The following is a 26,253-nucleotide window of genomic DNA, read 5'->3' on the forward strand; positions in this document are numbered from 1 at the left end:
GTCACATGAACGCGTCCGTTATCGCCCGTATTGCGAAGATTGTCCCGCTGGCCGTCGTCGCCGCCGTCGGTGTCGCCGCCTGCGGCCCGACGAACAGCGGAGCGTCCGTCGCCGCCTCCGCTCCCGCCTCCACCCCGGCCGTCACCTCCTCGGCCACCCCCGGCGCGGGCGCCGTCCCGACCACCCCCGCCCCGGCCGCGCCGACCACCGAGGCGGCTCCGCCCGCCGCCGCACCCGCCGCCGACGCCCCCGCGGCACAGGCCCCCGCCGCCGGGACCAAGCCGGCCGCGAAGGCCCCGGCCAAGCCGGTCGCCGCCAAGCCGGCGCCCGCCAAGCCGGCCAAGCCCGCCGCCCCGAAGGGCGCCCAGCCCGGCGGAAGCGGTGTCGGCATCACCTTCGGCGGCCTGAAGGAGAACCAGCAGATCGAGCTGAACGACCTGGTGTCCTTCTCCGTGACCTGGAAGAACAACGACGCCACCGGCACCCGCAACGTGGCCCCGGTGGTGTCGACCCAGCTGTACGAGGGCGCGCCCTGCTCGATGATCGCGATGGCGGAGGGCACCCTGGAGCGCAAGGACGCCTCGGGCTGGAAGAAGCTGGACAACCTCAGCGCGGGCACCGGGATGGACTACGTGATCAACCGGAAGGACGGGGCCTTCACGCTCGCCGCCGGTGAGAGCCGGACCATCGAGTACCGGATGCAGCTGTCCTCGGCCAACCGTCCGGGCCGGATCACGATCGAGGCGGACGCCCCCGTGCCGAACTCCGCGGACTACCGCGACATGGCGAAGGCCGAGCTGAACGCCGTGGTCGTCGACCGCCACGCCCCGGAGGTGACCGGTGTGTCGGCGTCGAGCCTCAAGGTCGGTACGACCCCCGCCGAGTTCGGCTTCGTGGTCGCCGCGCCCGACGGCACCGCGAACCTGCACCCCGTGGTGGGCCTGTCGAGCGCCAACTGGCTGACCCCGGACGACGTCACGCTGGAGGTGATGGCCGGCGGCGCCTGGAAGCCGGTCGAGGTGCGCGAGGACTGCAACGGTCTGACCGCGGTCACCCCGACCGGGCTGGAGGCCAACCGCTGGGGCGACTCGGTCGAGTACTCCTTCCGGATCACCATGAAGCAGGCCCCGCAGTTCGACGTGGACGTCCAGGTGGGTGCCGAGGCGAACGGCCACCAGGCCGCCCGCCGGCACGCTTTCGACCCCCAGGGCCGCCGGTAACAGCCGCCCGCACCGAAGCCGAAGGGCCCGGCCTCCCACTGCTCGGGAGGCCGGGCCCTTCACCGTGACCTCGTCACGGCCGTCGTGCGGCGGCTCAGGCGAGCGAGGCCATCCAGGCCTCGACGTCCTCGGCGCTGCGGGGCAGGCCGGCCGAGAGGTTCTCGTTGCCGTCGGCGGTGACCAGGATGTCGTCCTCGATCCGGACGCCGATGCCGCGGTACTCCTCCGGCACGGTCAGGTCGTCCTGCTGGAAGTACAGGCCGGGCTCGACGGTCAGCACCATGCCGGGGACCAGCAGCGCGTCGACGTGCTCCTCGCGGCGCGAGTGGGCGCAGTCGTGGACGTCCAGGCCGAGCATGTGGCCGGTGCCGTGCAGGGTCCAGCGGCGCTGGAGGCCGAGCTCCAGGACCTTCTCGACGTCGTACACCGAGGCGTCCAGCAGGCCCCAGGCGAGCAGCCGCTCGGCCAGGACGCGCTGCGAGGCCTCGTGGAAGTCGCGGAACCGGGCGCCGGGCCGCACCGCGGCGATGCCGGCCTCCTGGGCGTCGTACACGGCGTCGTAGATCCGGCGCTGGAGCCCGGTGAAGCGGCCGTTGATCGGCAGGCTGCGGGTGACGTCGGCGGTGTAGAGGGTGCTGGTCTCCACGCCCGCGTCCAGCAGCAGCAGCTCGCCGGGGCGCACGTCGCCGTCGTTGCGCACCCAGTGCAGGGTGGTGGCGTGCGGGCCGGCCGCGGCGATGGTGCCGTAGCCGACGTCGTTGCCCTCGACCCGGGCGCGGCGCCAGAAGGTGCCCTCGATCCAGCGCTCCGAGGTGGCGACGGCCTGGCCCAGCTCGCGGACCACGTCGGTGAAGCCCTTGACGGTGGCGTCGCAGGCGGCGCGCAGCTCGCCGATCTCCCACGCGTCCTTGACCAGCCGCAGGCCGCTCAGGAACTCCTTGAAGCCGGCGTCCTTGTCCTCGTCCAGGGCGTCGGCGAGCGCGGCCTCCAGGCCGGCGTCGTAGCCGCGGACGATCCGGGTCGGCACGGCGGGGTCCGCGGCCTTCGCGGCCAGCTCCTCGGCGGCCTGGCGCACGTCGCGGGCGGGCAGGCCGAGCAGCTGCTCCTGCTCGCTCAGGCTGTGCCGGCGGCCGACCCACAGCTCGCCGTTGCCGTCCAGCCAGAACTCGCCGTTCTCGCGGTTCGAGCGGGGCAGCAGGTAGAGCACGAACGCGTGGCCCGCGTCGCCGGTCGGCTCGCCGACCAGCACCGCGTCCTCGGTCTGGTCACCGGTGAGGTGGACGTACTCGCTGGAGGCGCGGAACGCGTAGTCGGTGTCGTTGGAGCGGACCCGCAGGTTGCCGGCCGGGACGACCAGGCGCTCGCCGGGGAAGGCGGCGGAGAGCGCGGCGCGGCGCTCGGCCGCGTACGGGGCCTGGGCGACCGGGGAGAGGCCGTGCAGCTCGGTGTCGGCCCAGCCGGACTTCATCGAGGCGGCCAGCTCGTCGGAGATCTCGCCGTAGAGACCGTTCTTGCGGCCCTTGTGCTGCTCGGGCTCCTCGCCGCCCTCGGCCTCGGGGTTCTCGGCCACCGCGGGGGTACGGTCCTCGGTCACGTGCAACGCCTCCTTGGGGGGTGGTACCGCCGCCCCTCGGGGGAGGTGTCGGATCGCGACACGCGCGGGCGGCCGTGCGTCCATGGTACGGACGCCGGGCCGCCCGCCCCTTTCGGGTCCGAACCTTCACTCGAAGCGGGCCGCCAGCAGCATCAGGTCGTCGGTGGCGGTGCCCGCGGCCGGCGGGGCCGGGCAGACGGCCAGCAGGTGGGCGCAGAGCCGGTCCGGGTCGATCCGCACGTCGCGCGGGGCGTCGGCGGCGGCGCGGCGCAGGTTGGCCTGCCCGGCGTGCAGGGTCGGGCCGAAGCGGCGGGCCAGGCCCTCGGTGTAGAGCAGCAGGGTGTCTCCGCGCTCGGCGGTGAACTCGACCCCGGGGGCCTCCCAGCAGGCCAGCATGCCGAGCGGGGCGGAGAGCGAGGTCTCGACGAACTCGGCGCCGTGCCGGCCGACCAGGACCGGCGGGCAGTGCCCGGCGCCGGCCAGGGTGACCCGGCGCTCCTCGGGCTCGACCCAGGCGTAGACGGCGGTGGCGGAGCGGCTCGGCTCGGTGGTCTTGAGCAGCAGTTCCAGGTCCCCCAGGACGGAGACCGGGTCCTCGCCCTCCAGCACCGCGTACGCCCGCAGCGCGGCCCGGACCCGGCCCATCGCGGCGGCCGCGCCGGGGGCGGAGCCGGGGCCCGCGCCGGGGCCGTCGCCGGAGACGGAACCGACGGTGAGGCCGATGGTGCCGTCCGGCAGCGGGATCGCGTCGTACCAGTCGCTGCCGGCGGAGCGCTCCAGCCCGGCGGGGACGAGCCGGGCGGCCAGCCGCAGCCCGGCGGCCTGGGGGAGGCGGTCCGGCAGCAGGCCGCGGCGCAGCGCCTCGGTGGTGCGCGCGATCCGGTCCGCCTCCAACTGCTTGGCGAGCAGCGGGGCGGCGATCTCGCAGTAGTGGCGGGCCAGTTCGCGCTGGCATTCGGTCGGTTCGGCGGGCTCGTCGTAGAACCAGAGGGCGGCGGCGAGCGGGCCGTCCTCGGCGGTGGCGAGCGGCAGGCCGTAGGCGCCGCCGAGGCCGAGGTGGACGGCGAGTTCGCGCAGCCGGGCGCCGATGGCCGGGTCCTCGGCGAGGTCGCGGGAGTGCAGCCGGGCGGGCCGGTCCCGTTCGCGCAGCAGCCGGGCCAGCAGGCTCTGCTCGGTCGGGACGGTCTCCAGGGCGCCGAGGCTGGCGCGGTCGAGGCCGAAGCCGACCGGCTGTCCGGGACCGCCGCCGGGCCGCCTGGTGACCAGCACGCCGCGCCGGGCGCCGAGCAGGGCGGCGCCGGAGGCGAGGACGGTGTCCAGGGTGGCGGCCAGGCCGCGGGTGCGGGCGAGCCGCTCGGTGTGCTCGTGCAGGCTGGTGATTTCGGACAGGCGTCCGGCCAAACGGTCCTGCACGGCGGCGGACGGCGCCGTGCGGGCGTCCGTGGTGCCGTCCAGGGCGTCGACGGGGCCGGGCAGGTCCGGCAGGTCGAGGACGGTGAGCCCGCCTGCGCAGCCGGGTTCGCCCGGCTCGGCGGTCGTCGTCGACGGGAGGGCCGTCGACGGGTGGGACTCGTTCATGCCGTCACTCCTGACGCGGTGCTACGTGCCATGCGAAACCCCCAGATACGGCCAATGTGGAGCGAGCACGGCCTTAGGGCGCGTTTCGCCTCGATTCGCTACTACTCGTCATTGATCGACAGCAATGCCACCACTTCTACACAGGCCATTCGGGGCATGTCCAGATCCAGGACGACGCGGTGGCCTGTTCCACATCCATCGCGACCCGGTCGGGGGGCGCGCGGGGTTGGTACGCGCGCCGGTCGGGCCGGGAGGCATGGAGCGGGCCGCGAACGGGCAGAACCGGGAGGACGGCCCGGGCGGCCGTCCGGATCGTATGTCCGTGCCGCCCGTGAGCCGGGCTGGCCGGAACTCTCTCACTCGTACGGTGGAACCAAGCGTGCCCGGGCGGCGTCCATCCGTCGCGTACGGGATTCTCGTTCCAAGGGCTGTGCCGGTGCGCGGCCCTTTCATGTCGTGCTCCACACCCGCTCCACGTCGAAGCCGCGCCGCCCGCCCCGCGCCGCGCCGCCCGGGAACCGTGCCGCGGCGGGCCCGCACGGAGGATCCCGACGGACGCCGGCGGGGCGGAGCGAACCGAGCGGTCAGGGAAAGGAACGAGCGCCATGCGTGAGAATCCGAAGGACCGGTCGGAGGAGCGTTCCGCCCGGCTCGCCGCGGCCCTGGCGGCCGCCGTCGACCACCGCTGGCCCGTGGTGCCGGGCGCCGTGCTGCGCGACGGCCGGTGCTCCTGCGGCGACCTGGACTGCACCGTCCCCGGCGCGCACCCCCATGACCCCTCGCTGCTGGCCGCCACCACGGACGCCCGGATGGTGCGCTGGTGGTGGGAGCGGCAGAGCCCGGACGCGCCGGTGCTGGCCGCCACCGGCTCCACGGTCTCGGCGGTCAGCCTGCCCGCGGCGGCCGGCGCCCGGGCGCTGGTCTACCTGGGCGCGCTGCGGCTGCCGCTCGGACCGGTGCTGGCGATGCCGGGCCGCTACGCGCTGTTGGTGGCCCCGTACTCGCTGGACGTGCTCGGTGAGATGCTCGCCCAACTCCCTTGGGTGCCTGGCTCGTTGCGCTATCACGGGCCGGGTGGCTTCCTGGCGCTGCCGCCCGGCGGCGCGGCCGGGGGCCGGGGGAGGGTGCGCTGGGTGCTGGCACCGCGGCCGGGCGCCGGCGGCGGGGTCTGGCTGCCGCAGGTCGGGCCGCTGCTGGGGGAGTTGGTGGAGGCGGCGGTCCGGTTGGACAGCGGACGCTCGGCCTACTGAGGACCGCGGGCGCCGGGCGGGGCGCCGGGGTCGTCCGCGGGGCGGGTCCGGGGCCTGTGCGAGGGCTCGCGCCGGGGCCTCCGTCGGGGCCTTCACCGGGGCGTTCCGGAAAAACAAAAGATCCGGCCGCTGGCGACGGGGGATGCACCAGCGGCCGGACTCTTTAGACAGTAACAAGGATCTGCGCCCGCGCCAATTTCCAAGACGCCCTCCACGCCCGGAAATTGCGCGTTCACCGCGACAATGTGACGCGTATCACGCGGATCCTGCGCGCTTTAGTTCAGGGTGACCTGACGGTTCACCAGGTTCGCGCGGGCGCGCCGCTCCTCGGCGGTCAGCGGGGTCCCGTCGGCGAGCACGGCGGCGAGCCGCTCGGCGAACTCGGCGGCCGGCTTCTCGCAGTCGTCGGCGGTCATCGCGAGCGGGAGGTCCCACACCGGGACGGTCAGGCCGTGCGCGCGGAACGAGCCCACCAGGCGGGTGTCCGCGCCGAGCGAGGCCTCGCCGGCCGCGTTCAGCCGGGCCAGCGCGTCCAGCAGCTGCTCCTCCGGCACGGTCATCACCCAGCGCAGGTGGTTCTTGTCCGGAGTACCGCACCAGTAGGCGGAGTCCACGCCGGCGAGCTTCTCGGTCGGGATGGCCGAGGCGTTGGCGCGCTCCAGGGAGGCGGCGACCTCGCCGGTGGCGGCCTCGGCGTCCTCCAGCCAGAACTCGAAGCCGGTGTGCACGGTGGGCGTGAACGCGGCCCCGGCGTCCAGCAGGTCCTGCAGGCGGCGCCCGCCCGGGACGGTCCGGCGGGCCGGCACCGGGCTGCCCGGCTCGGTGGCCAGGGCCAGCTCCAGGGCGTCCGCGAGGTCGCGGCTGAGGTCGCCGGAGGCGGACTGGGTCTGCAGGCCGAGCAGGATCGAGCCGTCCTGGCGGCGCAGGGCCGGCCAGGCCAGCGGCAGCACGGTGGCCAGGGTCACCGACGGGACGTCACCGGTGGCGCCGTCCGCCACCCCGGCGGCCAGCGTCAGCGGCACCGTGGCGGCGGGCACCAGCTCGCGCAGCGCCACCCAGTCGGCCTCGCCCGACAGGCCCTCGAACGGGCGGTGCACCAGCTCCTGCACCGCGTGCGAGGCCTCCCGGCCGTGACACGCCTTGTACCGGCGGCCGGAGCCGCAGGGGCAGTCCTCGCGGGCCCCGACCACGGGGATCTCGCCCGTGACGGCGGTGGTGGACTGGCGCTGCGGCGCCTTCTTGGCGGCCTTCTTGCCCATGCTGCGGCTCTCCCGGAAACGGTGGTCCTGTGTTCCGGGAAGCCTAACGACACATTCCCCGCGCCCGGCTCACGCGCTACGGGCATCGCCCCCGGTGCGCCGGGCGTGCCGGGCCCGGGCGGGCAGCGCCGCCCAGACCGTGACCTCGCCGGGGGCGTCGCGCACGCCCCAGTCGCTGGCCAGCTGGTCGACGATGCTCAGGCCGCGGCCGCCGCGCGAGGTCAGCGAGGGACTCGCGGGCAGCGGCCGGGTGGCCGCCCCGCCGTCCGTGACCTCCAGGGTGAGCACCCCGTCGGCGTGCATCTGCCAGCGGACCAGCACGCCGCCGTCCGGCTCGTCCGAGCCCTCGGCGGACTCCCGGCCGCCCGGTGCGGCGCGCGTCCCGGACGGGACGCCGACCAGCATCTGCCCGAGCACCTCGGCCCGGCCGCTGCGGCCCAGGGCCGGCAGCGGGCCGAGCGGACGGGCGTATCGACAGGCGTTGCTCAACAGCTCGGAAAGGATCAGAACAGCATCATCGATGACCGGTTCCGGTATCTGCCGGTCACCCAGATCTCGACGCAGTCGGCGCCGTGCGACCCCGACACTCGCTGGGCCGTGCGGCACTGCCATGGTCGATGAAGTCGGCACTTCACGCGCCACCATCAACGCCACCCCCGGACCTCCTTCAGCGTATGCCGAGGGAGAGATGCCCCTTGGTAATGCGTCGGAAACGAGCACCGGACGATCCCGCGAGCCCATTTCGAGTGCGGCGACCGACAGTCGACATCAGGTCATTCCGTGCTCACCCTCTGTCGCCCGGGTGCAAGAATTCCGGCAATTTCGCGCAAGGAAGGTTTGACTGCCGACCAGAGTGATCGGACCGGAGTGATCGGATCGGGAGGATCCGACCGGGCCGACCGGACGCAAGTGACCGGACGGAGCGACCGGTTCGGGCCGACCGGTTCGGGGCGACCGGTTCGGGGCGACCGGTTCGGGGCGACCGGTTCGGGCGGGTGCGGCCCCGGACGCGCCGGCGGATCACCGGCCGAGCTGCGCCAGCACCTCCGCGGGCCGGTTGGTGATGATCGCGGACACCCCGAGCTCCAGGCAGAGCTCGACGTCGGCCGGCTCGTCCACCGTCCACACGTGCACCTCGTGCCCCAGCTCGCGCAGCCTGGTCACCAGCTGCGGGCGGGCCCGCACCAGCTCGATGCCCGGGCCGGCGATCCGCGCCCCGCCCGGCAGCGGCGAACCCTCGCGCAGCCGGCCGAGCAGCGGCAGGGTCCGCTCGAACAGGAACACCCGCCGGTACTGCGGCGCGGCGGCGGCCACCCGGTTCAGCGCGATCGAGGAGAAGCTCATGATCCGGGCGGACGGGCGGTCGCCGCCCCGGGTCGCGCCGATCCCGAACCGCTCCAGCGTCCGCAGCAGCTCGGCCTCCACCCGGCCGCGGAAACGCACCGGGTGCTTGGTCTCGATCGCCAGGTCCACCGGGCGGCCGCACTCCACCACCAGCTCCAGCAGCCGCTCCAGCCGCAGCACGCCGCGCAGCTCCGGGTCGACGCTGGGGCGGCCGGTCTTCCAGGCGCCGAAGTCGTAGGCCTCCAGCTCGGCGAGGGTCATCGCCGAGACGGTGCCCCGGCCGTTGGAGACCCGGCCGATCCGGCGGTCGTGCACGCAGACCAGCGCGCCGTCGGCGGTGACCCGGACATCGCACTCCAGCGCGTCGGCGCCCTCGTCGAGCGCGCGCCGGTAGGCCGCGAGGGTGTGCTCGGGCAGGGCGTGGGAGGAACCGCGGTGGGCGATCACCTGGACGGACGGCACGGTGCGCGCCGCCGGCGAGGACAGGTCTGGGCTGGTCACAGGCCCAACGATAGGCGGCACAGGTGAAGCGCGGACAAAGACGGCCCCAACCTGTGGGGCCGTCTTCCTGCCGGCGGGGCCGTCCCGGCCGGGCCCGCGGGGCCGGGCGGCCCCCGCTTCGCCCGGTGCGGGGCGGGGGCGCTCAGTGCCGGTCGGCGCGGCGGGAGAGCGGGGTGAGCGCCCAGGTGACCAGGGCGGGCACCAGGAAGGCGAACAGCGAGGCGGAGGTCCACTCCTGCGGGGTGAAGTGCAGCGACTCCTGGGCCGAGGTCCAGAAGTCCGTCCACCAGCCGGCCACCTTGGTCGGCGCGATGAACTGGTAGACCGCGAAGCCCAGGGCCCACGGCAGCAGCATCGGCCAGCGGGACGGCGCGTCGGCGGAGAGGTCCCAGCCGCGCCGCCCGGCGCCGAGGAAGTAGTCCACCACGAGCACCGCCAGCAGCGGCACGAACACCGAGCCGATCAGACCGAGGAAGCCGTAGTAGGTGTCGGTGAACTCGTCGATCCGCAGCGCCAGCACGGTGATCAGCACGCCGATCGTGCCGGAGAGCACCCGGCGGTCCACCTTCGGCAGCAGGTTCTGCACCGACATCGCCGTCGAGTACACGTTGGCGAAGGACTGGTCCGTCTCGCGCAGCACCAGCACCAGCAGGAACAGCCAGCCGGCCCAGACCCCGAGGAAGGAGTCGAAGATCCGGTTCGGATCGCCGTCCGACTGCAGCAGCGCCATCAGGCCGAGCACGTAGCACCAGACCTGGGCGATCGTGTAGCCGGAGAAGCTGCCCCAGAACGCCGAGCGCGGGGTGCGCGAGTGCCGGGTGTAGTCGGCGGCCAGCGGGACGAAGGAGACCGACACCGCGATCATCGCGTCGGTGGCGCCCAGGAAGCCGTGCCAGTTGCCCGCCCCCGGGTCCGGCACGCCCTGGCGGCCCAGCTGGACGGTGAAGTACACCATCGCCACCGCGACCGCCCCGGCCACGAAGCGGCGCAGCACCGCGATCGAGCCCAGCGGCCAGATCGTCAGCGCCGTGGTCAGCGCGCCCGCGAGCAGGACGAACAGCCAGCGGTAGCCGGTGGTGTGCGCGACGGTCTGCGCGCCCGCCGAGATGGTCAGCAGCTCGAACACGCCCCAGCCGATGCACTGCACGATGTTCAGCACCGTCGGCAGGTACGACAGCCGGGTGCCGAACAGCCCGCGCAGGTTCGCCATCGCGGGGGCGCCGGTGCGGGCGCCGATCAGCGAGGCCACGCCGAGCATCGCGGTGCCGACCGCCGTACCGACCGTGATCGCGGTCACCGCGGCGGCGAGCGACAGCTCGCTGCCGGGGGCGCCGAGCACGGTGGCGGCGGTGGAGAAGCCGATCAGGCTGACGCCCAGGTTCATCCAGAGCGCGAAGTGGTCCCGGAAGCGCAGCGTGCGCGGCGGCTCGGTGTCCAGCACCAGGGGCGCTTCGACGTGCTCGGGGCGCTCCAGGAGGGCGGTCGCGCCCGCGGCGGAGGCGTCCGCGCCGGGGGCGGGAACGTTCGCGCCCGAAGAAGAGGATGGCGAAGCAGGCGGCATGGCCGATACTCCCTACGCCGGCATTACCCGGACAGGTTCCGGCGGTCAGCGCCCCCTCGACCGTCCGTCACTCGTGTGGCGTACGGTCGACATGCGCACTCTCAGCCTGGTGGGTCCAAGCTCCCGCGTGTCAGTTTGGAGCGACAGGCTAACCGGCACGGGGGCGATCGCCCAAGGCCGAGGGTGCGCGGTCCGCATCGCGGGACGCCCGGCGGGGGAGGGGAGCCTCGGCCGTCGGTACCGGCGTCGGTGCCGGTGTCGGTGCCGGTGTCGGGTGCCGGCGTCTGCGTCGGCTAAGGATTCTTATGAGTTCTTCAGAGGGGTCCTTACGGCAATCGAATCGACAGTGCGAAAAACTATGGTCCTTGGTTCTGCCAGCTATGGAGGTCGTCCGTGAGCACCGAGCGCGAGGTTGGGCCCACCGGGCCGCAGGGGGAGCAGCCCGCCGGGCCGGGGGCGGCCGAGTCCGCTTCCGAAGGCCCCGCTCAGGGTGGGCACCAGCCGACCATGGCCTTCCGGCGGGTGCCCGAACCGGAGTCGGGCGCCGTCGAGGCCGCCCCCGTCGAGGCGGCGCCGCCCGTCGACGCCGTCGCGGCCGAGGGTGTCCCGGCCGAGGGTGTCCCGGCCGAGGGCGGGCACAAGCCCACCGTCGCCTTCACCAAGGTGCCCGCACCGGAGGCCCCCGCGGCCCCCGCGGCGCCCGCCGCCGAGCAGCCGGCCGTCGACCCGGCCACCGGCTACATCGACGCGCCGCCGCCGGTCCTGCCGCCCGCCCCGCAGGCTCCGGTGGCCCCGGCCGCCGCGCCCGCCCCGGCCGCCGCGTCCGCCCCGGCGCTGCCGCCGACGGCCGACAACCCGTACGCCACCCCGACCCACGGCGTCCCGGCGGCCGGCCCGCACGAGGGCTACGGCGCCGCTCCGGCCGTGCCCGCCGCCCCCGCCGCGCACGAGGGCTACGGCGCCGCTCCGGTCGCGCCCGCCGCCCCCGCCGCGCACGGCCACCACCCCTTCGGGGCCGGTCAGCCGCTCGGCGGCTGGGGCCCCACCCACGACTCCACCTCCGGCGGCGCGGGCTACCCCGGCGGCCCGGCGGGCCCGCTCGGCTACCCGGCGGACTACCCCGGCGGTCCGGCCGGCCCCGGCGGCCCGCGCAAGAAGCGCGGCGGCCTGGTCGCCCTGATCGCGGCCGTCGCGCTGGTCGCCGGTGTGGCCGGCGGCGTGCTCGGCGTGACCGCCACCGACAACGCCGACCGCGACAGCTCCGCGAACGACCACCGCAGCACCACCGTGCAGGCCAGCGACACCCAGAAGAACGAGCCCGCCCCCGGCTCGATCGCCGCCATCGCGCAGAAGGCGCTGCCCAGCGTCGTCACCATCAAGGCGCAGGGCAACGGCGAGTCGGGCACCGGCACCGGCTTCGTCTTCGACACCGAGGGCCACATCCTCACCAACAACCACGTGGTCGCGCCGACCCTCAACGGCGGCAAACTGACCGTCAAGTTCGCCGACGGCAGCTCCTACAGCGCCTCCGTGCTGGGCCACGCCGAGGGCTACGACGTCGCCGTGGTCAAGATCGACAACCCGCCGAAGAGCAAGCTGACCCCGCTGCCGCTGGCCGACTCCGACAAGGTCAACGTCGGTGACGCCACCGTCGCGATCGGTGCGCCGTACGGCCTGGAGTCCACCGTCACCAGCGGCATCATCAGCGCCAAGGACCGCCCGGTGGCCTCCGGCGACGACACCGGCTCGCAGGCCTCGTACATGAACGCCCTGCAGACCGACGCCTCGATCAACCCCGGCAACTCCGGCGGCCCGCTGCTCGACTCCGGCGGCGCGGTGGTCGGCATCAACTCGGCGATCCAGTCCAACGCCTCCGCCAACGGCCGGGCCGGCAGCATCGGCCTGGGCTTCGCCATCCCGATCAACCAGGCCAAGTGGGTCGCGGACACCCTGATCAAGACCGGCAAGCCGGTCTACGCCAAGCTCGACGTGCTGCGCAACGACGACTACAAGGGCGACGGCGCGCAGATCCAGACCAAGGACATCCAGGGCCAGCCGGCCGTCACCCCCGGCGGTGCGGCCGACAAGGCCGGCCTCAAGCCGGGCGACGTCATCACCAAGCTCGGCGGCGTGCCGATCGACAACGGCCCGGCCCTGGTCAGCCGGATCTGGACGCACAAGCCCGGCGAGACCGTCGACGTCGAGTACACCCGCAACGGCCAGACCCTCAACACCAAGGTCACCCTCGGTCAGCGCGAGGGCGACCAGCCGTGACCCCCGCCCGCACCGAAACGTGTGCGCCGAACCCCGCCGGACCCGTTAGGCTGACCTCCGCCTGGAGAGCTGCCCGAGCGGCCTAAGGGAACAGTCTTGAAAACTGTCGTGCGGTGACCCCGTACCGTGGGTTCGAATCCCACGCTCTCCGCCGGTAGGAGAACCACCTGCTCAGGGCGGGTGCCGAGTTCGCTCGGCACCCGCCCTCGGTGTTTCCCGGGCGGTCGCGGGCGCAGGCCGCGGAACCGTCGTGGAACGGATGCGGGCGGCCGGGTTGACCCTGACACGGTGGCAGGGGATGGAGTGGTCGCACCATGTTGAACATCGGAGACTTCGCCAGCCACGGCCGGGTGTCGGTACGGATGCTGCGCCACTACGACGCGATCGGGCTGCTGCGGCCCGCCCGGGTGGACCCGGTCAGCGGGTACCGCTCCTACGAGGCGTCCCAACTGGCCCGGCTCAACCGGGTGATCGCGCTCAAGGAGCTCGGCTTCACCCTGCAGCAGGTGCGCGCCGTCCTGGACGAGCAGGTGGACGCGGCCGAACTGCGCGGCATGCTGCGGCTGCGGCGGGCCCAGCTCGCCGAGGCGATCGCCGCCGACGAGCTGCGGCTCGCCCGGGTGGAGGCGAGGCTCCGAACGATCGAGAGCGAGGGGACCATGTCCGCACACGATGTCGTGGTGAAGCCGGTGCCGTCCGTCCGGGTGGCCCAACTGGCCGGTGCGGCCGCGAGTTACGAGCCGGAGGACATCGGCCCGGTGATCGGGCCGCTGTTCGCCGAACTGTGCCGGAGGCTGGCCGCGGCCGGGGTCGAGGCGGCCGGCCCGTCCGTCGCCCGCTACCAGGACGCGCCGGAGGGCAACGGCTCGGTGCTGGTCCTGGTGGCCGTCCCGGTGGGCCCGTCGGTGCGGCCGGGTGAGCACGACTTCGAGGTGCTCGACCTGCCGCCGATCGAGGAGGCGGCGACGATCGTGCACCGTGGCCCGATGGACGACGTGCTGGGCACCGGCCAGGAACTGGCCCGCTTCATCGAGGAGAACGGCTACCGCTCGGCCGGCTACGCCCGGGAGCTGTACCTGGAGTGCCCGGAGGACCGGGCCGGGTGGGTCACCGAGCTGCAGGAGCCGGTGGTCCGGCGGTAGCCGCGCTTGCCCTCGACCGGGTCGAGGGCCCTAGGCCCTCTCTTTCGGATCACGCCAGGCGGTCGCCGCCGGAGCACGCACCTCGTCGGCTTGTCGTCGGTCGCCGATGCTCCGCATGGACTCCCTCCTCCGCACCGCCGATGCACGCACTCCAACGACGCCCACTGGTCCGACGTGATCCGAAAGAGAGGGCCATAGCGTCGCCCGGCATGACCACTGCCACTGCCACTGCCACTGTCGGTTCGTGGGCCGCGCTGCCGCGGAGGTACCTGCTCTGGCTGGCCGGTGTCCAGGCCGGACTGCTGGGCGACGCCGCGCTGTACTTCGCCCTCGGCTGGGCCGCCTCCGCGCACGGCGGCGGCGCGGCCGGGCTGGTCCTGACGGCGATCACGGTGCCGCGCACCGCGCTGGTCCTGCTGGGCGGCGCGGTCGCGGACCGCTTCGGCGCCCGTCGGGTGATGCTCGCCGGGGACACGGTGATGCTGGTCGCGACCGGTGCGCTGGCGCTGGTGGCGGCCTCCAGGGGGACGCCGCTGTGGCTGCTGGTCGCGGCGGCGGCCGTGATCGGGACGGTCGACGCCTTCTACCTCCCGGCCGGCGGTTCGATGCCCCGCCGGCTGGTGCCTGCGGACCGGCTGCCCCGGGCACTCGCCCTGCGGCAGGCCGGCGGGCAGAGCGCCGTCCTGCTCGGCGCACCGCTGGGCGGCCTGCTGGTCGCGGCCGGCGGGCTGTCCGGCGCGGCGCTCGCGGACGCGGCGAGTTTCGGGGTCGTGCTGCTGGTCCTGCTGCGGGTGCGGCCCCCGGAGGACGGGCAGCCCGGTCCGCGGGCCGGACTGCTCCGCGAGGCGGCGTCCGGCGTCCGGCTCGCCGTGGCCGACCCGCTGCTGCGGGCCGCCCTGCTGTTGACCGGCGCGGCGGCCGGGGCGCTGCTGCCGGTGGTGTCATTGCTCGGTCCGCTGCTCGCCCGGACGCACGGCTGGGCGGCCGGGACGGCGGGACTGGTGGGCGGCGGCCAGGCGGCCGGGGTGCTGGCGGTGGCCGGCCTGATCGCCCGGCGGGGCACCTCGCCCCGGGCGGGGGTGGGGGCGGCGGCCGGGCTCTGCGTGGCCTCGGTGGGGATCGCGCTGCTGGCGTCGGCCGCGGGGCCGGTGGCGGCGGTGGCCGGCAGCGCGGTGGCGGGCCTCGGCTCGGGGCTGTTCGCCTGCCACGTCGGCCCGCTCGTGCTGGCCGGCGCGCCGCCGACCCATCTCTCCCGGGTCCAGGCGCTGCTGACGCTCGTGCAGAGCCTGGCACTGGTGCTCTCGAACTCCCTGCTGGGCCTGCTCGCGGACGCGGCGGGCGCGGCCCTGCCCACCCTGCTCTGCGCCCTGGCCACCGCCGCCGCCGGGCTCGCCGCCCTGGCCGCCCCGGCCCTCCGCCGGGCCTGAGCCACCCCGCGTTCCCCGGTCCGTTCGCCTCCTGTTCCCCGACCGCCCCGCGGCCCACTTGCTCGGCCCCGGTCGTCCGGGCAGAGTGCGGAGGTGGAGGCGGGCGGGCGGCGAGTGGAGGCGGCGATGAGTGATCTGACGGACCGACTGGCGCAGGGCCTCCCGGAGGGGGCCGTCGTGGTGGATCCGGACGTGACCGCCGCGTACCGCCACGACATGGCGGGCTTCTGCGCGGCCGGGCAGCCCGCGGTGGTGGTGTTCCCGGAGACGGTCGAGCAGGTGCAGCACGTGCTGCGCACCGCGACCGGGTTGCGCGTGCCGGTGGTGCCGCAGGGGGCCCGGACCGGGCTGTCGGGTGCGGCGAACGCGGTGGACGGCTGCGTCGTGCTGTCGCTGGTGAAGCTGAACCGGATCCTGGAGATCGACCCGGTGAACCGGATCGCGGTGGTCGAGCCCGGTGTGGTGAACGCCGAACTCTCCCGTGCTGTCCAGGAGTTGGGGCTCTCTTATCCGCCGGACCCGTCCAGCTGGGAGTCCTGCACGATCGGCGGCAACATCGGTACCGGGGCGGGCGGGCTCTGCTGCGTGAAGTACGGCGTCACCAGCGAGTACGTGCTCGGGCTGGACGTGGTGCTGGCGGACGGGCGGCTGCTGTCCACCGGGCGCCGGACGGCGAAGGGCGTGGCCGGGTACGACCTGACCAGGCTGTTCGTCGGCTCGGAGGGGACGCTCGGTGTGGTGGTCCGGGCGGTTCTGTCGCTGCGGCCGGCGCCCGCTCCGCAGTTGGCGCTGGCGGCGGAGTTCCCGAGCGCGGACGCTGCCGGTGCGGCGGTCTGCGAGGTGATGGCGCGGGGTCTGACCCCGTCGCTGATGGAGCTGATGGACGCGGTCTCGGTGCGGGCCGTCAACGAGTTCGGTCGGATGGGTCTGCCGGAGTCCACCCGGGCGCTGCTGCTGGTGGCCTTCGACGGGCCGGACCGGGTGGCCGAGCTGGCGCGGGTCGCGGAGCTGTGCCGGGAGGCCGGGGCGGCGGAGGTGGTGCCGGCCGAGGACCAGGCGGAGTCCGATCTGCTGCTGGCCGCCCGGCGGATGGCGCTGCCCGCGCTGGACCGGCTGGGCACCACGATGATCGACGACGTGGCCGTGCCGCGTTCCCGGCTGGCGGAGATGCTGAACGGTGTCGCGGCGATCGCCGAGCGGCACGGGCTGACCATCGGGGTGGTCAGTCACGCGGGGGACGGCAACACCCACCCGATCGTCATCTTCGACGCCTCGGACGAGGAGCAGACGGCCCGTGCCCAGCGCTCCTTCGACGAGATCATGGCGCTCGGGCTGGAGCTGGGCGGCACGATCACCGGGGAGCACGGGGTGGGGCTGCTGAAGCGGGACTGGCTGGCCCGTGAGCTGGGCCCGGTGGCACTGGACCTGCAGCGGCAGCTGAAGGCGGTCTTCGATCCGCTGGGAATTCTGAATCCCGGCAAGATGATCTGATTTCCACTGAGTCATCTCGTCGGATCGGGCGAAGTCTTCACTCCTGCTGCCCTGGTGTGACATTCCGATGGTCGGTGAATGGTCGGAAAGTCGACATGGAAGGGTGACCGAACTTTTCGGGGGCGCGTTCACGGGTTCGCATGCGCCGGGGTGGTGCGACCGGCGGACCGTGTGACGCCGTTTGCGCCGCTCGCCGAGGCGCCCCGATCCTCGGCCGTCCGGGTGAATTCCCAGCTCGGACGGGGTGCATCGACGCATGGTCCGGTTTTGCGGCCCGCCATGCGCCGCTCGGCTGGATATCACGCTAACGGGGGAAAATCACTGCGGGAGCTAGTGCTTTGTCGATTTGTTGCGGAAGGCTGTGTTCCGGCGTCGCAGCCCGCAGGTGTTCGTCCGGTCGACGAACCTTGCACACCTTGATCGACCATTGCCCGGTGAACAGCTCCTTGGAGGCATTCATGGCTCGCATCCATACCCGTCGAACAGTCGGACTACTGTTCGCCGGCCCACTCGCGGCCGGTCTGCTGCTGGCCGGTGCCGGTGGCGCCGCCGCCGCCGACGGTGCGGGTGCCGAGGGCGGCTCCAACGCCGGAGCGGTCTCCACCACCGGTACCGGCAACGTGTTCGGCGGGGTCGACGGCAACTACGTCTCCACCCAGCAGACCGCCACCGGTTCCGGCGGCTCGAACCAGGACAACACCGTCGCGGTGAAGGACAACGCGGGGAACGTCCAGGCCGGTCAGGGCAACAAGGACGTCAACGTCGTCGTCGCCCCGACCTTCAACTGACCGCCGTGATGCGGCACCGGGCACCACGGAAGGCGGGGGCGCCGGACGTGGGTGGCCGCGGCTGAGCTGAGCAGCCGCGGACGGGCCCGGACCGGGTCGGAACGGCCGGATCGGTTGGAACGGTTGTAACGGAAACCGAGGTACCACCGCAGGACAGCAGAGGGAACAGCGCATTCGACCGGCCGCGGAAAGGGTCACCGCGAAACCGGCCTCGTGGGCGGTGCCGACACCGGCACCGCCCACAAGCGTGTCCGGTGCCGGCGCGTCCGGCGCCCGCCCCGGAACCGCCCGCCGACCGGCCCGGATCCGTCCACGGAGGGCCCGCGCCCGGAGCCGTGGGCGTACGGCGGTACGGTTGCGCTCCGACAGCGCACCACGTGCCCGGGCCCGAAGGGCCGGCCCGGCCGGGGCGGCGACCGCGGCAATCGGAAGGAAGGGCGCGCGATGGCGGCGGAGGAGGAGGGCCTGACGGGCCCGGGCGAGGCCAGGCCTGCACCGGAGCCCGCGGCGGACACGCGCCCGGAGCCGTCCGCCGAGCCGGTCCACGAGCACCGGCCCGGGCCCAGGTCCGTCCCCGAGCTGCTGCTCGGCCGCCCGCCGATGGCCCGCCCGCTGCCCTCCTTCGACCATGCGGCCGCCCCCACCGAGCCCGGCCCGCTGTTCGTGGACTGGCTCGCCACCGCGCTGCACGCCGGAGTACTGGACCCGCAGGCCTTCACCCTCTCGACCGTCGACGCCGACGGCATGCCGGACGCCCGGGTGCTGGTGCTGCGCGACGTCGACGCGGCCGGCACCGGCTGGAACTTCTCCGCGGCCGCCGACAGCCCCAAGGGCCGTCAGCTCGCCGGTCACCCGGCCGCCGCGCTGACCGTCTACTGGCCGCAGCTGGGCCGCCAGGTCCGGGTGCGCGGCACCGTCGAGCGGGCCGCCGACCTGGTCGCCGCCGCCGAGTTCGCCACCCGCTCGCCCGCCGCCCGGGTCGGCGCGCTGGTCGGGCGGCAGAGCGAGCCGCTGGGCTCGGTCGACGAGTACGACGAGGCGGAGGCGGTCGCCCGTCGCCGGCTGGAGACGTACCCGGACGCGGTCGCGCCGGGGCACGCGGTCTACACCCTGTGGGCGCACGAGGTGGAGTTCTGGCAGGGCGACGCCCAGCGCCGGCACATCCGGCTGCGCTACACCCGTACCGGCCCGGTCAGTTCCCCGGAGTGGTCGCGCACCCTGCTCTGGCCGTAGGGCGTCCCCGGGGCAGGCCGTCCCGGAGCAGGCCGTCCCGGGGCGCGCCTCCCCGGCGGAGGACCCCCCGGGGAGGCGCGGCTACCGCCGCCCGGTCAGCGTGGCGCCCACGCTGGCCGCGACCACACAGCCGATCCCGGCCAGCTGCGGCACGCCCAGCAGCTGGCCCAGCACCACCAGCCCGACCAGCGCGCTGACCGCCGGCTCCAGGCTGACCAGCACGCTGAACACCCGCTGCGGCATCCGTCGCAGCGCGGTCATCTCCAGCGCGTACGGGATCACCGGCAGCAGCAGCGACACCCCGGCCACCGCGGCGAGCAGCCCCAGTGGCGAGGCGCCGGGCGCGGTCAGCCCGTCCCAGGCCTGGCCGAGCCCGAAGGGCGCCAGCGCCAGCGCGCCGACCGTCATCGACACCGCCAGGCCCTGGAAGCCCTGGAAGGTCGCGCCCACCTTGTCGGTGAACAGGATGTACAGGGCGTAGCAGGCGGCCGCCCCGAAGGCGTAGAGCAGGCCGACCGGGTCGAGCGACCCGCCGCCGTCCCCCTCGCCGAGCAGGGTCAGCAGCACCACGCCCGCGGCCGCGAGCAGCGCCCAGAGCAGGTGGCTGGCGCGCCGGGCGAAGACCAGGGCGACCGCGAGCGGGCCGAGGAACTCGATGGTGGCGGCGGTGCCCATCGGCAGCCGGTCGATCGCCCCGGCGAACAGGAAGGTCATCCCGGCCGAGGCCACGCCGAGCAGTGCGGCCGCGATGAGGTCGCGCGGGCGCTTGTCGCGGAGCTTGGGCCGGGTGACGGCGAGCAGGATGACGGCGGCGAAGCCGAGCCGCAGGAAGGTCGTGCCGCTGACGCCGAGCGGGCCGAACAGCGGCTTGGACAGGGCGATGCCGGTCTGCACCAGGAACATCGCGGTCAGACAGAGAAGCGGCGCCGGGATCCTCTCCGGGCGCCGCAGGGCCTTGCCGAACCGGCCGGTGGACCGGCCGGGGTCGATCCCGGGTGGCGCCGAGGGGCCGGAGGCCCCACCTCGTCGCCAGCTTCCCCGCTCGCCGGCAGGCTCGCCCTTGGGGGCGGGCGGCATGGCCAGGGCCTCGGCGACGGCGGCGGCCGACGACGAGGCGGCAGGGGTTTCGCTGGTATGGGAGGTGGGCATATTTGTGAGTTTGCCGTAAGGAGTGATGAACGGGCAAGCTCGTTACAAAAATCGGGACGGATGCGGACGGGTGCGTCCGAAAGGGTGGGCTCGCGCGGGTGCTGCGGCGTGGTTGCGGCAAACCCCAGACGGACCGTCAGTATCAAGGCGGGGTGCGCCTTCTCCGCCCCGCCGCCCTCTTCGCCGCCGCCCTCGTGCTCCTGCCGGCCACCGACGGGACGGGCGTGAACGCCGAAGCCACCGTCCCGGCCGCCGTCGCCGCCCCCCGCGTCCGGGCCGTCACGCTGCCCGACCGGTCCGGCCCGCCCCGGGTCCGCGACACCTGGAGCGGCCCCGCCTTCGACGCCTGCACCGCACCGTCGCTCGACACCCTGAAGACCTGGCGCGACGCCTCCCCGTACGGGGCGGTCGGCATCTACACCAGCGGCTCCCAGCGCGGCTGCGACCAGCCCCGGCTCACCGCCGAGTGGGTGCTCCAGGCGCGGGCACTGGGCTGGCGGTTCCTGCCGGTGCACGTCGGACTGCAGGCGCCGTGCGCCGAGCTGAGCCACAAGCCCCGGCGGATCGACCCGGCGAAGGCCGCCGAGCAGGGCCGGGAGGAGGCGGAGGAGGCCGCCCGGGCCCTGCGCGCGCTCGGGCTCGCCAAGGGCAGCCCGGTCTACCTGGACATCGAGGCCTACCCGGTGGGCGACCCGGCGTGCGGCCAGGCCGTGGTCGACTTCACCCTCGGCTGGACCGCGGCCCTGCACGACGCCGACTACCGCTCCGGCTTCTACTCCAGCCTCGACTCCGGCATCGCGGACCTCGCCGCCGCCGCCCGCGCCGGCAGCTCCCCGCTGCCCGACGCGCTCTGGTACGCCCGCTGGGACGACCGGGCCGACACCGACGGCTCCGGCAGCCTCGCCCCCGACCTCTGGAGCCTGCACCAGCGCGTCCACCAGTACCACGGGAACGTCGAGGAGACCTTCGGCGGCGCCACCCTCACCGTCGACCGCAACCACGTGGACGGCCCGACCGCCCACTGAGCCTCGCCGGTAGGGTGGCCCCCGATCGAGCACGGGGGAACGGCATGGCGAACGGGCAGGGGCACGGCGGCAGCACCGGCGGGTACGGCGCGCCGCCGCCGCAGAACCCGTACGGACAGCCGCCGTACGGAGAGCACCCCTACACGCAGAACCCGTACGAGCAGAACCCGTACGCGCAGCCGGTGCCGCCGCCGCAGCCCTACCCGCCCCGGCAGCCGCAGGCCGTCCCGCCGCAACAGGCCCACCCGGCCCACCCGGCCCACCCTGCCCCCCAACAGCCGTACGCCGCCGACCGGTTCGGCGCCCCGCCGGAGCCCGGAGCCGCCCGCCCCGGCGGCTTCCCCGGCCCCGCGCCGCGCCGCAACCGCCTGGCCGTGCTGGTCCAGTTCGTTCTCCAGTGGATCTACGCGCCGCTCTGGATCCTCGGCCTGGTGCTGCTCTTCGTCGTCCTGCTCCTCGCGGACTACAACGGGGGAGGCCCCGACTCCGACGGCTGGCTGAAGGTCAACCGCAGCTTCGTCCCGCCCCGCCGGCTGCGGGCCGAACTCTCCGGCCGGCCGGAGCACTGGGAGCGCTACGTCGCCCCGATCCTGGCCCGCCGGATCGCCGCCGCCGAGGCGGCGCACGCGGCCGGCGACGGCGAGGTGCGGGCCGACCTCGGCCGGGTGATGCGGGTCGGACTCCCGCTGCGGTTCTACCGCGGTCTCGGCGCGGCCGGCGTGGTCCGGCTCGCGGAGCGGCACGGCTGGCACGGCGTGGCGTCCGGGACGGACACCGGGCACGTCCGCCTCGCCCGCCACTTCCCCGCCCCGGCCGCCCTGAACGCCCCCTCCCCGCAGGACCCGCCCGCCGCCCCCGGCACCCCGTGGGGCCCGCAGCCGGTCCGCTTCGCGCCGCTGCTGCCGTTCGTCCTCCTGCTCCAGGTCCTCTACGTCCCGGTGTACGGCCTGCTCACCTGCTGGGTGAGCCGCCCCGAGCCCGACCACTGGGACCGCTGGGGCGCCCGCTGGACCGTCGGCCCGCGCGCCTTCCGCGCCGAGTTCACCAACAGCCCCGCAGCCTGGGACCGCCACATCCGCCGCATCCTCGAACGCGACGCCGCCCGCATCCGCGCCGCCGCCCGCACCCCCGGCACCACCCCCGCGCACCGCATCCAGCTCAAGCGCGCCACCTACCGCGGCGCCGGCGCCCACCAGGCCCTGCGCATCGCCGCCGAACAGGGCTGGACCCTCGACCCGGCCTACCTCCCCGATCCCGCCAACTCCCTCCGCCTCACCCGCCCCGACCTCCCCTGACCTCCCCGCCGCCGCACCGAGCCGTTCACCGCCGGTTCTCGACGATTCCCCGGATCACCGCCCGCGCCCCGGCTAGATTCGTCCGGACGGCGTGGAACCGGAAGAACCGGGGGGATCGGGTGTCGAACAGGATCTGGGAGGCCTTCGGCGGCGGGCCGGTGGCCAAGGCCGGCACGCCGGTACCGGCCCCGGCCCCGTCCCCGGGACCGGCGCCGACAGCGCCCGATGTCGAAGTGCACCCGGACAAGCTCCGTCCGATCGGCGAGCACGCGGACGGGCTGTTCAACCGGCTCCAGGCCGGTTCGGGCGAGGTGTCGGAGAAGACCAGGGACGCGCAGAAGCAGCTTGAGGCCTGGCCGTCCGGCGCGGTGGTGGGGTCGGCCCTCGACGCTTGGGAGAAGAACCTCAACGCGCTGAAGAGCGACCTCGGGCAGACGGCGGAGAACATACGGCAGACCGTCAACGCCTACGTCGCCCACGAGCGGGCGACATCGGGGAACTTCGGCGGGGGGAACTGACGGTGGTTTCCGTTCCACAGCTCCGCGGGCTCTCGCTCGGCCCTCTGCTCGGCGCCGCCGAGGCCTGGGACGCCGAGGCGACCAGGCTGGACGGCGTCGCCAGCGACGCCGATCGCGACCTCAAGGCGGCTCTCGACGGCGCGCAGTGGAAGGGTGATCCGGCTGAGGCCGCCAAGAAGCGGGTCGGCGCGATCTGCGAAGCGCTGCATGCCGGAGCCAGGGCCACCCGGGCCAACGCCCAGGCGCTGCGTCGCGCGCACAGGGCGCTCTCCGTGGCCCAGAAGGGGCTCAACGACGCGCTGGAGAGCGCACGGAAAGCCGAGTTCACGGTCCGGGACGACGCCTCCGTCGAATGGCCGAAGGCGAGCTACGCGGACCAGCACGACACGGAGTACGAGCCGGCCATGCGTCGTGCGGCGACGGCCGTCCGCGACCGGGTCGTCGCCGTGCTCACCCTCGCCGCCCAGGCGGACCAGGAGCTCTCCGCCGCCCTCTCCTTCAACCTCGCCCAGCCCGACACCTCGTCGAACACCAACGGCTGGCTCCGTGGCAGCGACGAACGCGGGGGCCGCAGGCAGGAGAGCGACCGCGCCTCCGGCCGGGAACAGGGAGGCGACGGGAGCAACGACAATCTCAACAGTGACTGGGCGGGCCGGGCGATTCTGGAGCGGTATCTGACCGGCGGTGGAGACTGGTCGATCGTCAATGACAGGTCCTGGAGCGACTACATGAGCGCGAACACCACCCTCAACGGCAAGCTGGACAAGAAGTTCGAGGACATCGCGCAGGAGGCGGTCCGGAAGCATCCAGACGGCGGTACGGGAGGCTTCGACCTCACGACGGCCATGGAGATCCAGAACGGTGAAGGAATGGTCGGCTACCAATACCTCCACGGTACGGACAGCACCGCCGGGGGGTTCGGGATCAAGGGGAACCGCCAGGTGGTCAAACTGCCCGACGGGACGTACGAGGTCCACATCAAGTCCGCGTGCACCTGGAACGACGTCATGGACCCGAACCCCAAGTACTCGACGGACAAGGAGAAGGCGGGCATCGGGGACGTCATCTCGCTCGGGCAGGCGGAGTCGTTCCGGTTCCACCTGACGTGGCCCCGCGAGTCGGTGGTCCGGCTCGACGCGGACGGGAACGTGCTCACGACCGTCAGTGGGCAGCCGAAGAAGTGACGGAGCACCGGAAGTCGCATCGACGGAGCGGAGCGCTGGCGGCCCTGGTGCTGACGTCGGCGTTGGCCGGCTGCGGCGGAGGGGCGGACGAGGCGCCCGCCGAGCACACCAACCGGATCCACACGGGCAGCGAGGCCCGGCCCGACTACTGGGTGCGCGCGCCGTACGACCGGTACGCGCTGCTGGTCGAGGAGAGCTCGGACGCCGGCGGGAGCAAGCGGTGGCGCGGGGTGGTGCGGGCGTACACGCCGGCGAAGCGCGGCGAGGGCGCGCTGAAGGACGTGCTGTGGCGGGACGACACGCTCTACGACAGCGGTAAGGACCAGCCGGAGTACCGGTGGCAGGCGGGCGGCGGACAGGTGTGGATCTTCACCGATCGGCATCGCGCCGCGGTCGGGGCCGAGGACGAGGTGCGGGTGGTCGAGCCCGGCCCGGACGGGGTGTGGCGGAGCCGGACCCTCACCGCCGGCCAGTACCGGGCCGTCCCGGAGGACGTGCGGGTCCGGCTGCCGGAGGGGGTGCGGCAGCGGGCGGAGGGCGGAACCGGGACGAATCCGTGATCCGTGCAACGGGGCCGGGATACTGACAGCGGGAGGTGGGGGCGGCACAATCGGGCACGTCCGCGCGCATTACCGCCCGGTAGGTGCCGCAGGCGCAGCCCCCAGTGCCGCCAGGTCGAGGAGGACCCGTGTTCAGCACGATGCAGGACGTACCGCTCACCGTCGCCCGAATCCTGGAGCACGGGTCGACGATCCACGGCCGCTCGACCGTGACCACCTGGGACGGCACCGGGCCGGTCGTCCGGACCTATGCCGAGGTCGGCGCGCGGGCCGCGCAGCTCGCGTGCGCGCTGCGCGACGAGCTGGGGGTGACCGCGGACGACCGGGTGGCCACCTTGATGTGGAACAACACCGAACACCTGGAGGCGTACCTCGCCGTCCCCGCGATGGGGTCCGTGCTGCACACGCTGAACCTGCGGCTGCCCTCCCAGCAGCTGTCGTTCATCGTCAACCACGCCGCCGACCGCGTGATCATCGTCAACGGCACCGTCCTGCCGCTGCTCGCCGCCGTCCTCCCGGACCTCGCGCCGACCCTCAGGCACATCGTGGTGAGCGGCCCCGGCGACCGCTCGGTGCTGGCCGGTTTCGCGGGCGCCGTGCACGACTACGAGGAGCTGATCGCCGGCCGGCCCACCGAGTACCCGTGGCAGCACGACATCGACGAGCGGCGGGCCGCCGTGCTCTGCTACACCTCCGGCACCACCGGGGACCCGAAGGGCGTGCTCTACAGCCACCGCTCGGTCTACCTGCACTGCCTCCAGGTGAACACCGGCGACAACTTCGCCTTCACTCCGCGCGACACCGCGCTGCCGGTGGTGCCGATGTTCCACGTCCAGGCCTGGGGCATCCCGCACGCGGCCTTCATGTCCGGCGCCAACCTGCTCATGCCGGATCGTTTCCTCCAGCCCAAGCCGATGGCCGAGATGATCGCCGCCGTCCGCCCGACCGTCAGCGCCGCCGTCCCCACCATCTGGGCCGGTCTGCTGGACGAACTCGACGCGGGCGACTACGACACCTCCAGCCTGCGCATGGTGGTCATCGGCGGCAGCGCGTGTCCGCCGTCGCTGATGAAGGCCTACGAGGAGCGCCACGGCATCCGGGTGCTGCACGCCTGGGGCATGACCGAGACCTCCCCGCTCGGCTCCTTCGCCCAGCCGCCGGGCGGCCTCACCCCCGAGCAGGAGTGGCCGTACCGGGTCACCCAGGGCGTCTTCCCGGCCTCCGTCGAGGCCCGGCTGATCGGCCCGGGCGGCGAGCGGATGCCGCACGACGGCGTCTCGGCGGGCGAGTTGGAGGTGCGCGGCCCGTGGATCGCCGGGGCGTACTACGGCGGCGCCGGCCAGGACCCGGTCCGCCCGGACGACAAGTTCTCCGAGGACGGCTGGCTGCGCACCGGCGACGTCGGCACGATCACCGCGGACGGCTACCTGACCCTCACCGACCGGGCCAAGGACGTCATCAAGTCCGGCGGCGAGTGGATCTCCTCGGTCGAGCTGGAGAACGCCCTGATGGCCCACCCCGACGTGGCCGAGGCCGCCGTGGTCGCCGTCCCGGACGAGAAGTGGGGCGAGCGCCCGCTGGCGACCGTGGTGCTGCGCCCGGGCGCGACCGTCGGTCTGAAGGAGCTGCGGGCCTTCCTGGGCGAGCGGATCGCCTCCTGGCAGCTGCCGGAGCGCTGGGCGATCGTGGAGTCGGTGCCGAAGACCTCGGTCGGCAAGTTCGACAAGAAGGTGATCCGGGCCGGCTACGCGGCGCAGGAGCTGGACGTCACGGTGCTCGGCAAGGAGTGACCGGCCGAAAGGGCCGGCCGCCCCCGTACGGAACGGGGGCGGCCGGCCCTTTCACGTGCCCGAGTGCCCG

22 protein-coding genes, 1 tRNA gene and 1 riboswitch are annotated in these 26,253 nt (G+C 74.1%); of the genes, 15 read left to right on the forward strand and 8 right to left on the reverse strand.

All coding sequences use genetic code 11. The features are described from left to right. The coding region (locus ACFVVA_RS13095) for a hypothetical protein (protein ID WP_387688775.1) at positions 1–1,220 on the forward strand (1,220 nt) is incomplete at its 5' end. A gap of 94 nt (positions 1,221–1,314) precedes the next feature. Here the strand turns inward: ACFVVA_RS13095 and ACFVVA_RS13100 are convergent. Both ACFVVA_RS13100 and ACFVVA_RS13105 read right to left on the reverse strand, forming a co-directional pair. After that, a complete protein-coding gene (locus ACFVVA_RS13100) occupies positions 1,315–2,814 on the reverse strand; it encodes an aminopeptidase P family protein (protein ID WP_387688777.1) in 1,500 nt (499 codons plus the stop codon). Between the two features lie 126 nt (positions 2,815–2,940). Beyond that, entirely contained in the window at positions 2,941–4,392 is a 1,452-nt protein-coding gene (locus ACFVVA_RS13105; protein WP_387688779.1) for a PP2C family protein-serine/threonine phosphatase, read from the reverse strand. Positions 4,393–4,997: 605 nt separating this feature from the next. Between ACFVVA_RS13105 and ACFVVA_RS13110 the strand changes: the two genes are divergently transcribed. Next, positions 4,998–5,642 (forward strand): bifunctional DNA primase/polymerase, encoded by a 645-nt coding sequence (locus ACFVVA_RS13110; protein WP_387688781.1) that lies wholly within the window; start codon positions 4,998–5,000, stop codon positions 5,640–5,642. Positions 5,643–5,917: 275 nt separating this feature from the next. Here the strand turns inward: ACFVVA_RS13110 and ACFVVA_RS13115 are convergent, their stop codons facing one another. The 4 genes from ACFVVA_RS13115 to ACFVVA_RS13130 form a co-directional block, all read right to left on the reverse strand. Then, positions 5,918–6,901 (reverse strand): DUF5926 family protein, encoded by a 984-nt coding sequence (locus ACFVVA_RS13115; protein WP_387688783.1) that lies wholly within the window; start codon positions 6,899–6,901, stop codon positions 5,918–5,920. 69 nt (positions 6,902–6,970) lie between these two features. Beyond that, entirely contained in the window at positions 6,971–7,546 is a 576-nt protein-coding gene (locus ACFVVA_RS13120) for an ATP-binding protein (protein ID WP_387688785.1), read from the reverse strand. Positions 7,547–7,921: 375 nt separating this feature from the next. After that, the gene (locus ACFVVA_RS13125) at positions 7,922–8,746 is read right to left on the reverse strand and encodes a glycerophosphodiester phosphodiesterase (RefSeq protein WP_387688787.1); all 825 of its coding nucleotides are present in this window, start codon (positions 8,744–8,746) and stop codon (positions 7,922–7,924) included. 142 nt (positions 8,747–8,888) lie between these two features. Next, entirely contained in the window at positions 8,889–10,307 is a 1,419-nt protein-coding gene (locus ACFVVA_RS13130; RefSeq protein WP_387688789.1) for a purine-cytosine permease family protein, read from the reverse strand. Further along, positions 10,300–10,444, reverse strand: a riboswitch (TPP riboswitch). It overlaps the preceding gene by 8 nt. 256 nt (positions 10,445–10,700) lie before the next feature. On the opposite strand from ACFVVA_RS13130, the gene ACFVVA_RS13135 reads away from it, so the two are divergent. The 5 genes from ACFVVA_RS13135 to ACFVVA_RS13155 all read left to right on the forward strand — a co-directional run bounded on the left by ACFVVA_RS13135 (position 10,701) and on the right by ACFVVA_RS13155 (position 16,641). Further along, complete coding sequence (locus tag ACFVVA_RS13135) at positions 10,701–12,581, forward strand: S1C family serine protease (RefSeq protein ID WP_387688791.1); 1,881 nt, start codon at positions 10,701–10,703, stop codon at positions 12,579–12,581. A 63-nt stretch (positions 12,582–12,644) separates the two neighbouring features. Next, a tRNA-Ser gene (locus ACFVVA_RS13140) sits at positions 12,645–12,732 on the forward strand. A 163-nt stretch (positions 12,733–12,895) separates the two neighbouring features. Then, on the forward strand, positions 12,896–13,723 hold the full coding sequence (locus ACFVVA_RS13145) for a MerR family transcriptional regulator (RefSeq protein ID WP_387688793.1): 828 nt from the start codon (positions 12,896–12,898) through the stop codon (positions 13,721–13,723). Positions 13,724–13,932: 209 nt separating this feature from the next. Further along, positions 13,933–15,150 (forward strand): MFS transporter, encoded by a 1,218-nt coding sequence (locus ACFVVA_RS13150; protein ID WP_387688795.1) that lies wholly within the window; start codon positions 13,933–13,935, stop codon positions 15,148–15,150. Between the two features lie 126 nt (positions 15,151–15,276). Further along, a complete protein-coding gene (locus tag ACFVVA_RS13155) occupies positions 15,277–16,641 on the forward strand; it encodes an FAD-binding oxidoreductase (RefSeq protein ID WP_387688797.1) in 1,365 nt (454 codons plus the stop codon). Between the two features lie 304 nt (positions 16,642–16,945). On the opposite strand, the gene ACFVVA_RS13160 is transcribed toward ACFVVA_RS13155, so the two are convergent. Further along, positions 16,946–17,101 (reverse strand): hypothetical protein, encoded by a 156-nt coding sequence (locus tag ACFVVA_RS13160; RefSeq protein WP_387688799.1) that lies wholly within the window; start codon positions 17,099–17,101, stop codon positions 16,946–16,948. Between ACFVVA_RS13160 and ACFVVA_RS13165 the strand changes: the two genes are divergently transcribed. After that, entirely contained in the window at positions 17,100–17,429 is a 330-nt protein-coding gene (locus ACFVVA_RS13165; RefSeq protein WP_387688801.1) for a hypothetical protein, read from the forward strand. The genes ACFVVA_RS13160 and ACFVVA_RS13165 overlap by 2 nt on opposite strands. 444 nt (positions 17,430–17,873) lie before the next feature. Then, positions 17,874–18,662, forward strand: a complete 789-nt coding sequence (locus ACFVVA_RS13170) for a pyridoxal 5'-phosphate synthase (RefSeq protein ID WP_387688802.1) — start codon at positions 17,874–17,876, stop codon at positions 18,660–18,662. A gap of 81 nt (positions 18,663–18,743) precedes the next feature. Here ACFVVA_RS13170 and ACFVVA_RS13175 read toward each other — a convergent pair whose 3' ends face one another. After that, a complete protein-coding gene (locus ACFVVA_RS13175; RefSeq protein WP_387688804.1) occupies positions 18,744–19,811 on the reverse strand; it encodes a DMT family transporter in 1,068 nt (355 codons plus the stop codon). Positions 19,812–19,963: 152 nt separating this feature from the next. On the opposite strand from ACFVVA_RS13175, the gene ACFVVA_RS13180 reads away from it, so the two are divergent. The 6 genes from ACFVVA_RS13180 (at position 19,964) to ACFVVA_RS13205 (ending at position 26,183) form a co-directional block, all read left to right on the forward strand. Further along, on the forward strand, positions 19,964–20,836 hold the full coding sequence (locus ACFVVA_RS13180; RefSeq protein ID WP_387688806.1) for a glycoside hydrolase domain-containing protein: 873 nt from the start codon (positions 19,964–19,966) through the stop codon (positions 20,834–20,836). 44 nt (positions 20,837–20,880) lie between these two features. Next, a complete protein-coding gene (locus ACFVVA_RS13185) occupies positions 20,881–22,131 on the forward strand; it encodes a hypothetical protein (protein WP_387688808.1) in 1,251 nt (416 codons plus the stop codon). A 119-nt stretch (positions 22,132–22,250) separates the two neighbouring features. Then, positions 22,251–22,649: a hypothetical protein gene (locus ACFVVA_RS13190; RefSeq protein WP_387688810.1), complete on the forward strand. Its 399-nt coding sequence runs from the start codon at positions 22,251–22,253 to the stop codon at positions 22,647–22,649. 2 nt (positions 22,650–22,651) lie between these two features. Then, the gene (locus tag ACFVVA_RS13195) at positions 22,652–23,833 is read left to right on the forward strand and encodes a hypothetical protein (protein ID WP_387688812.1); all 1,182 of its coding nucleotides are present in this window, start codon (positions 22,652–22,654) and stop codon (positions 23,831–23,833) included. Continuing rightward, positions 23,830–24,393: a hypothetical protein gene (locus ACFVVA_RS13200; RefSeq protein ID WP_387688814.1), complete on the forward strand. Its 564-nt coding sequence runs from the start codon at positions 23,830–23,832 to the stop codon at positions 24,391–24,393. The genes ACFVVA_RS13195 and ACFVVA_RS13200 overlap by 4 nt, the downstream gene beginning before the upstream one ends. A 128-nt stretch (positions 24,394–24,521) precedes the next feature. Beyond that, positions 24,522–26,183 (forward strand): long-chain fatty acid--CoA ligase, encoded by a 1,662-nt coding sequence (locus ACFVVA_RS13205; protein ID WP_387688816.1) that lies wholly within the window; start codon positions 24,522–24,524, stop codon positions 26,181–26,183. The last annotated feature ends 70 nt before the right edge of the window (positions 26,184–26,253 follow it).

It is taken from the genome of Kitasatospora sp. NPDC058048 (assembly GCF_042885555.1).
Classification (GTDB): Bacteria; Actinomycetota; Actinomycetes; order Streptomycetales; family Streptomycetaceae; genus Kitasatospora; species Kitasatospora lactacystinica.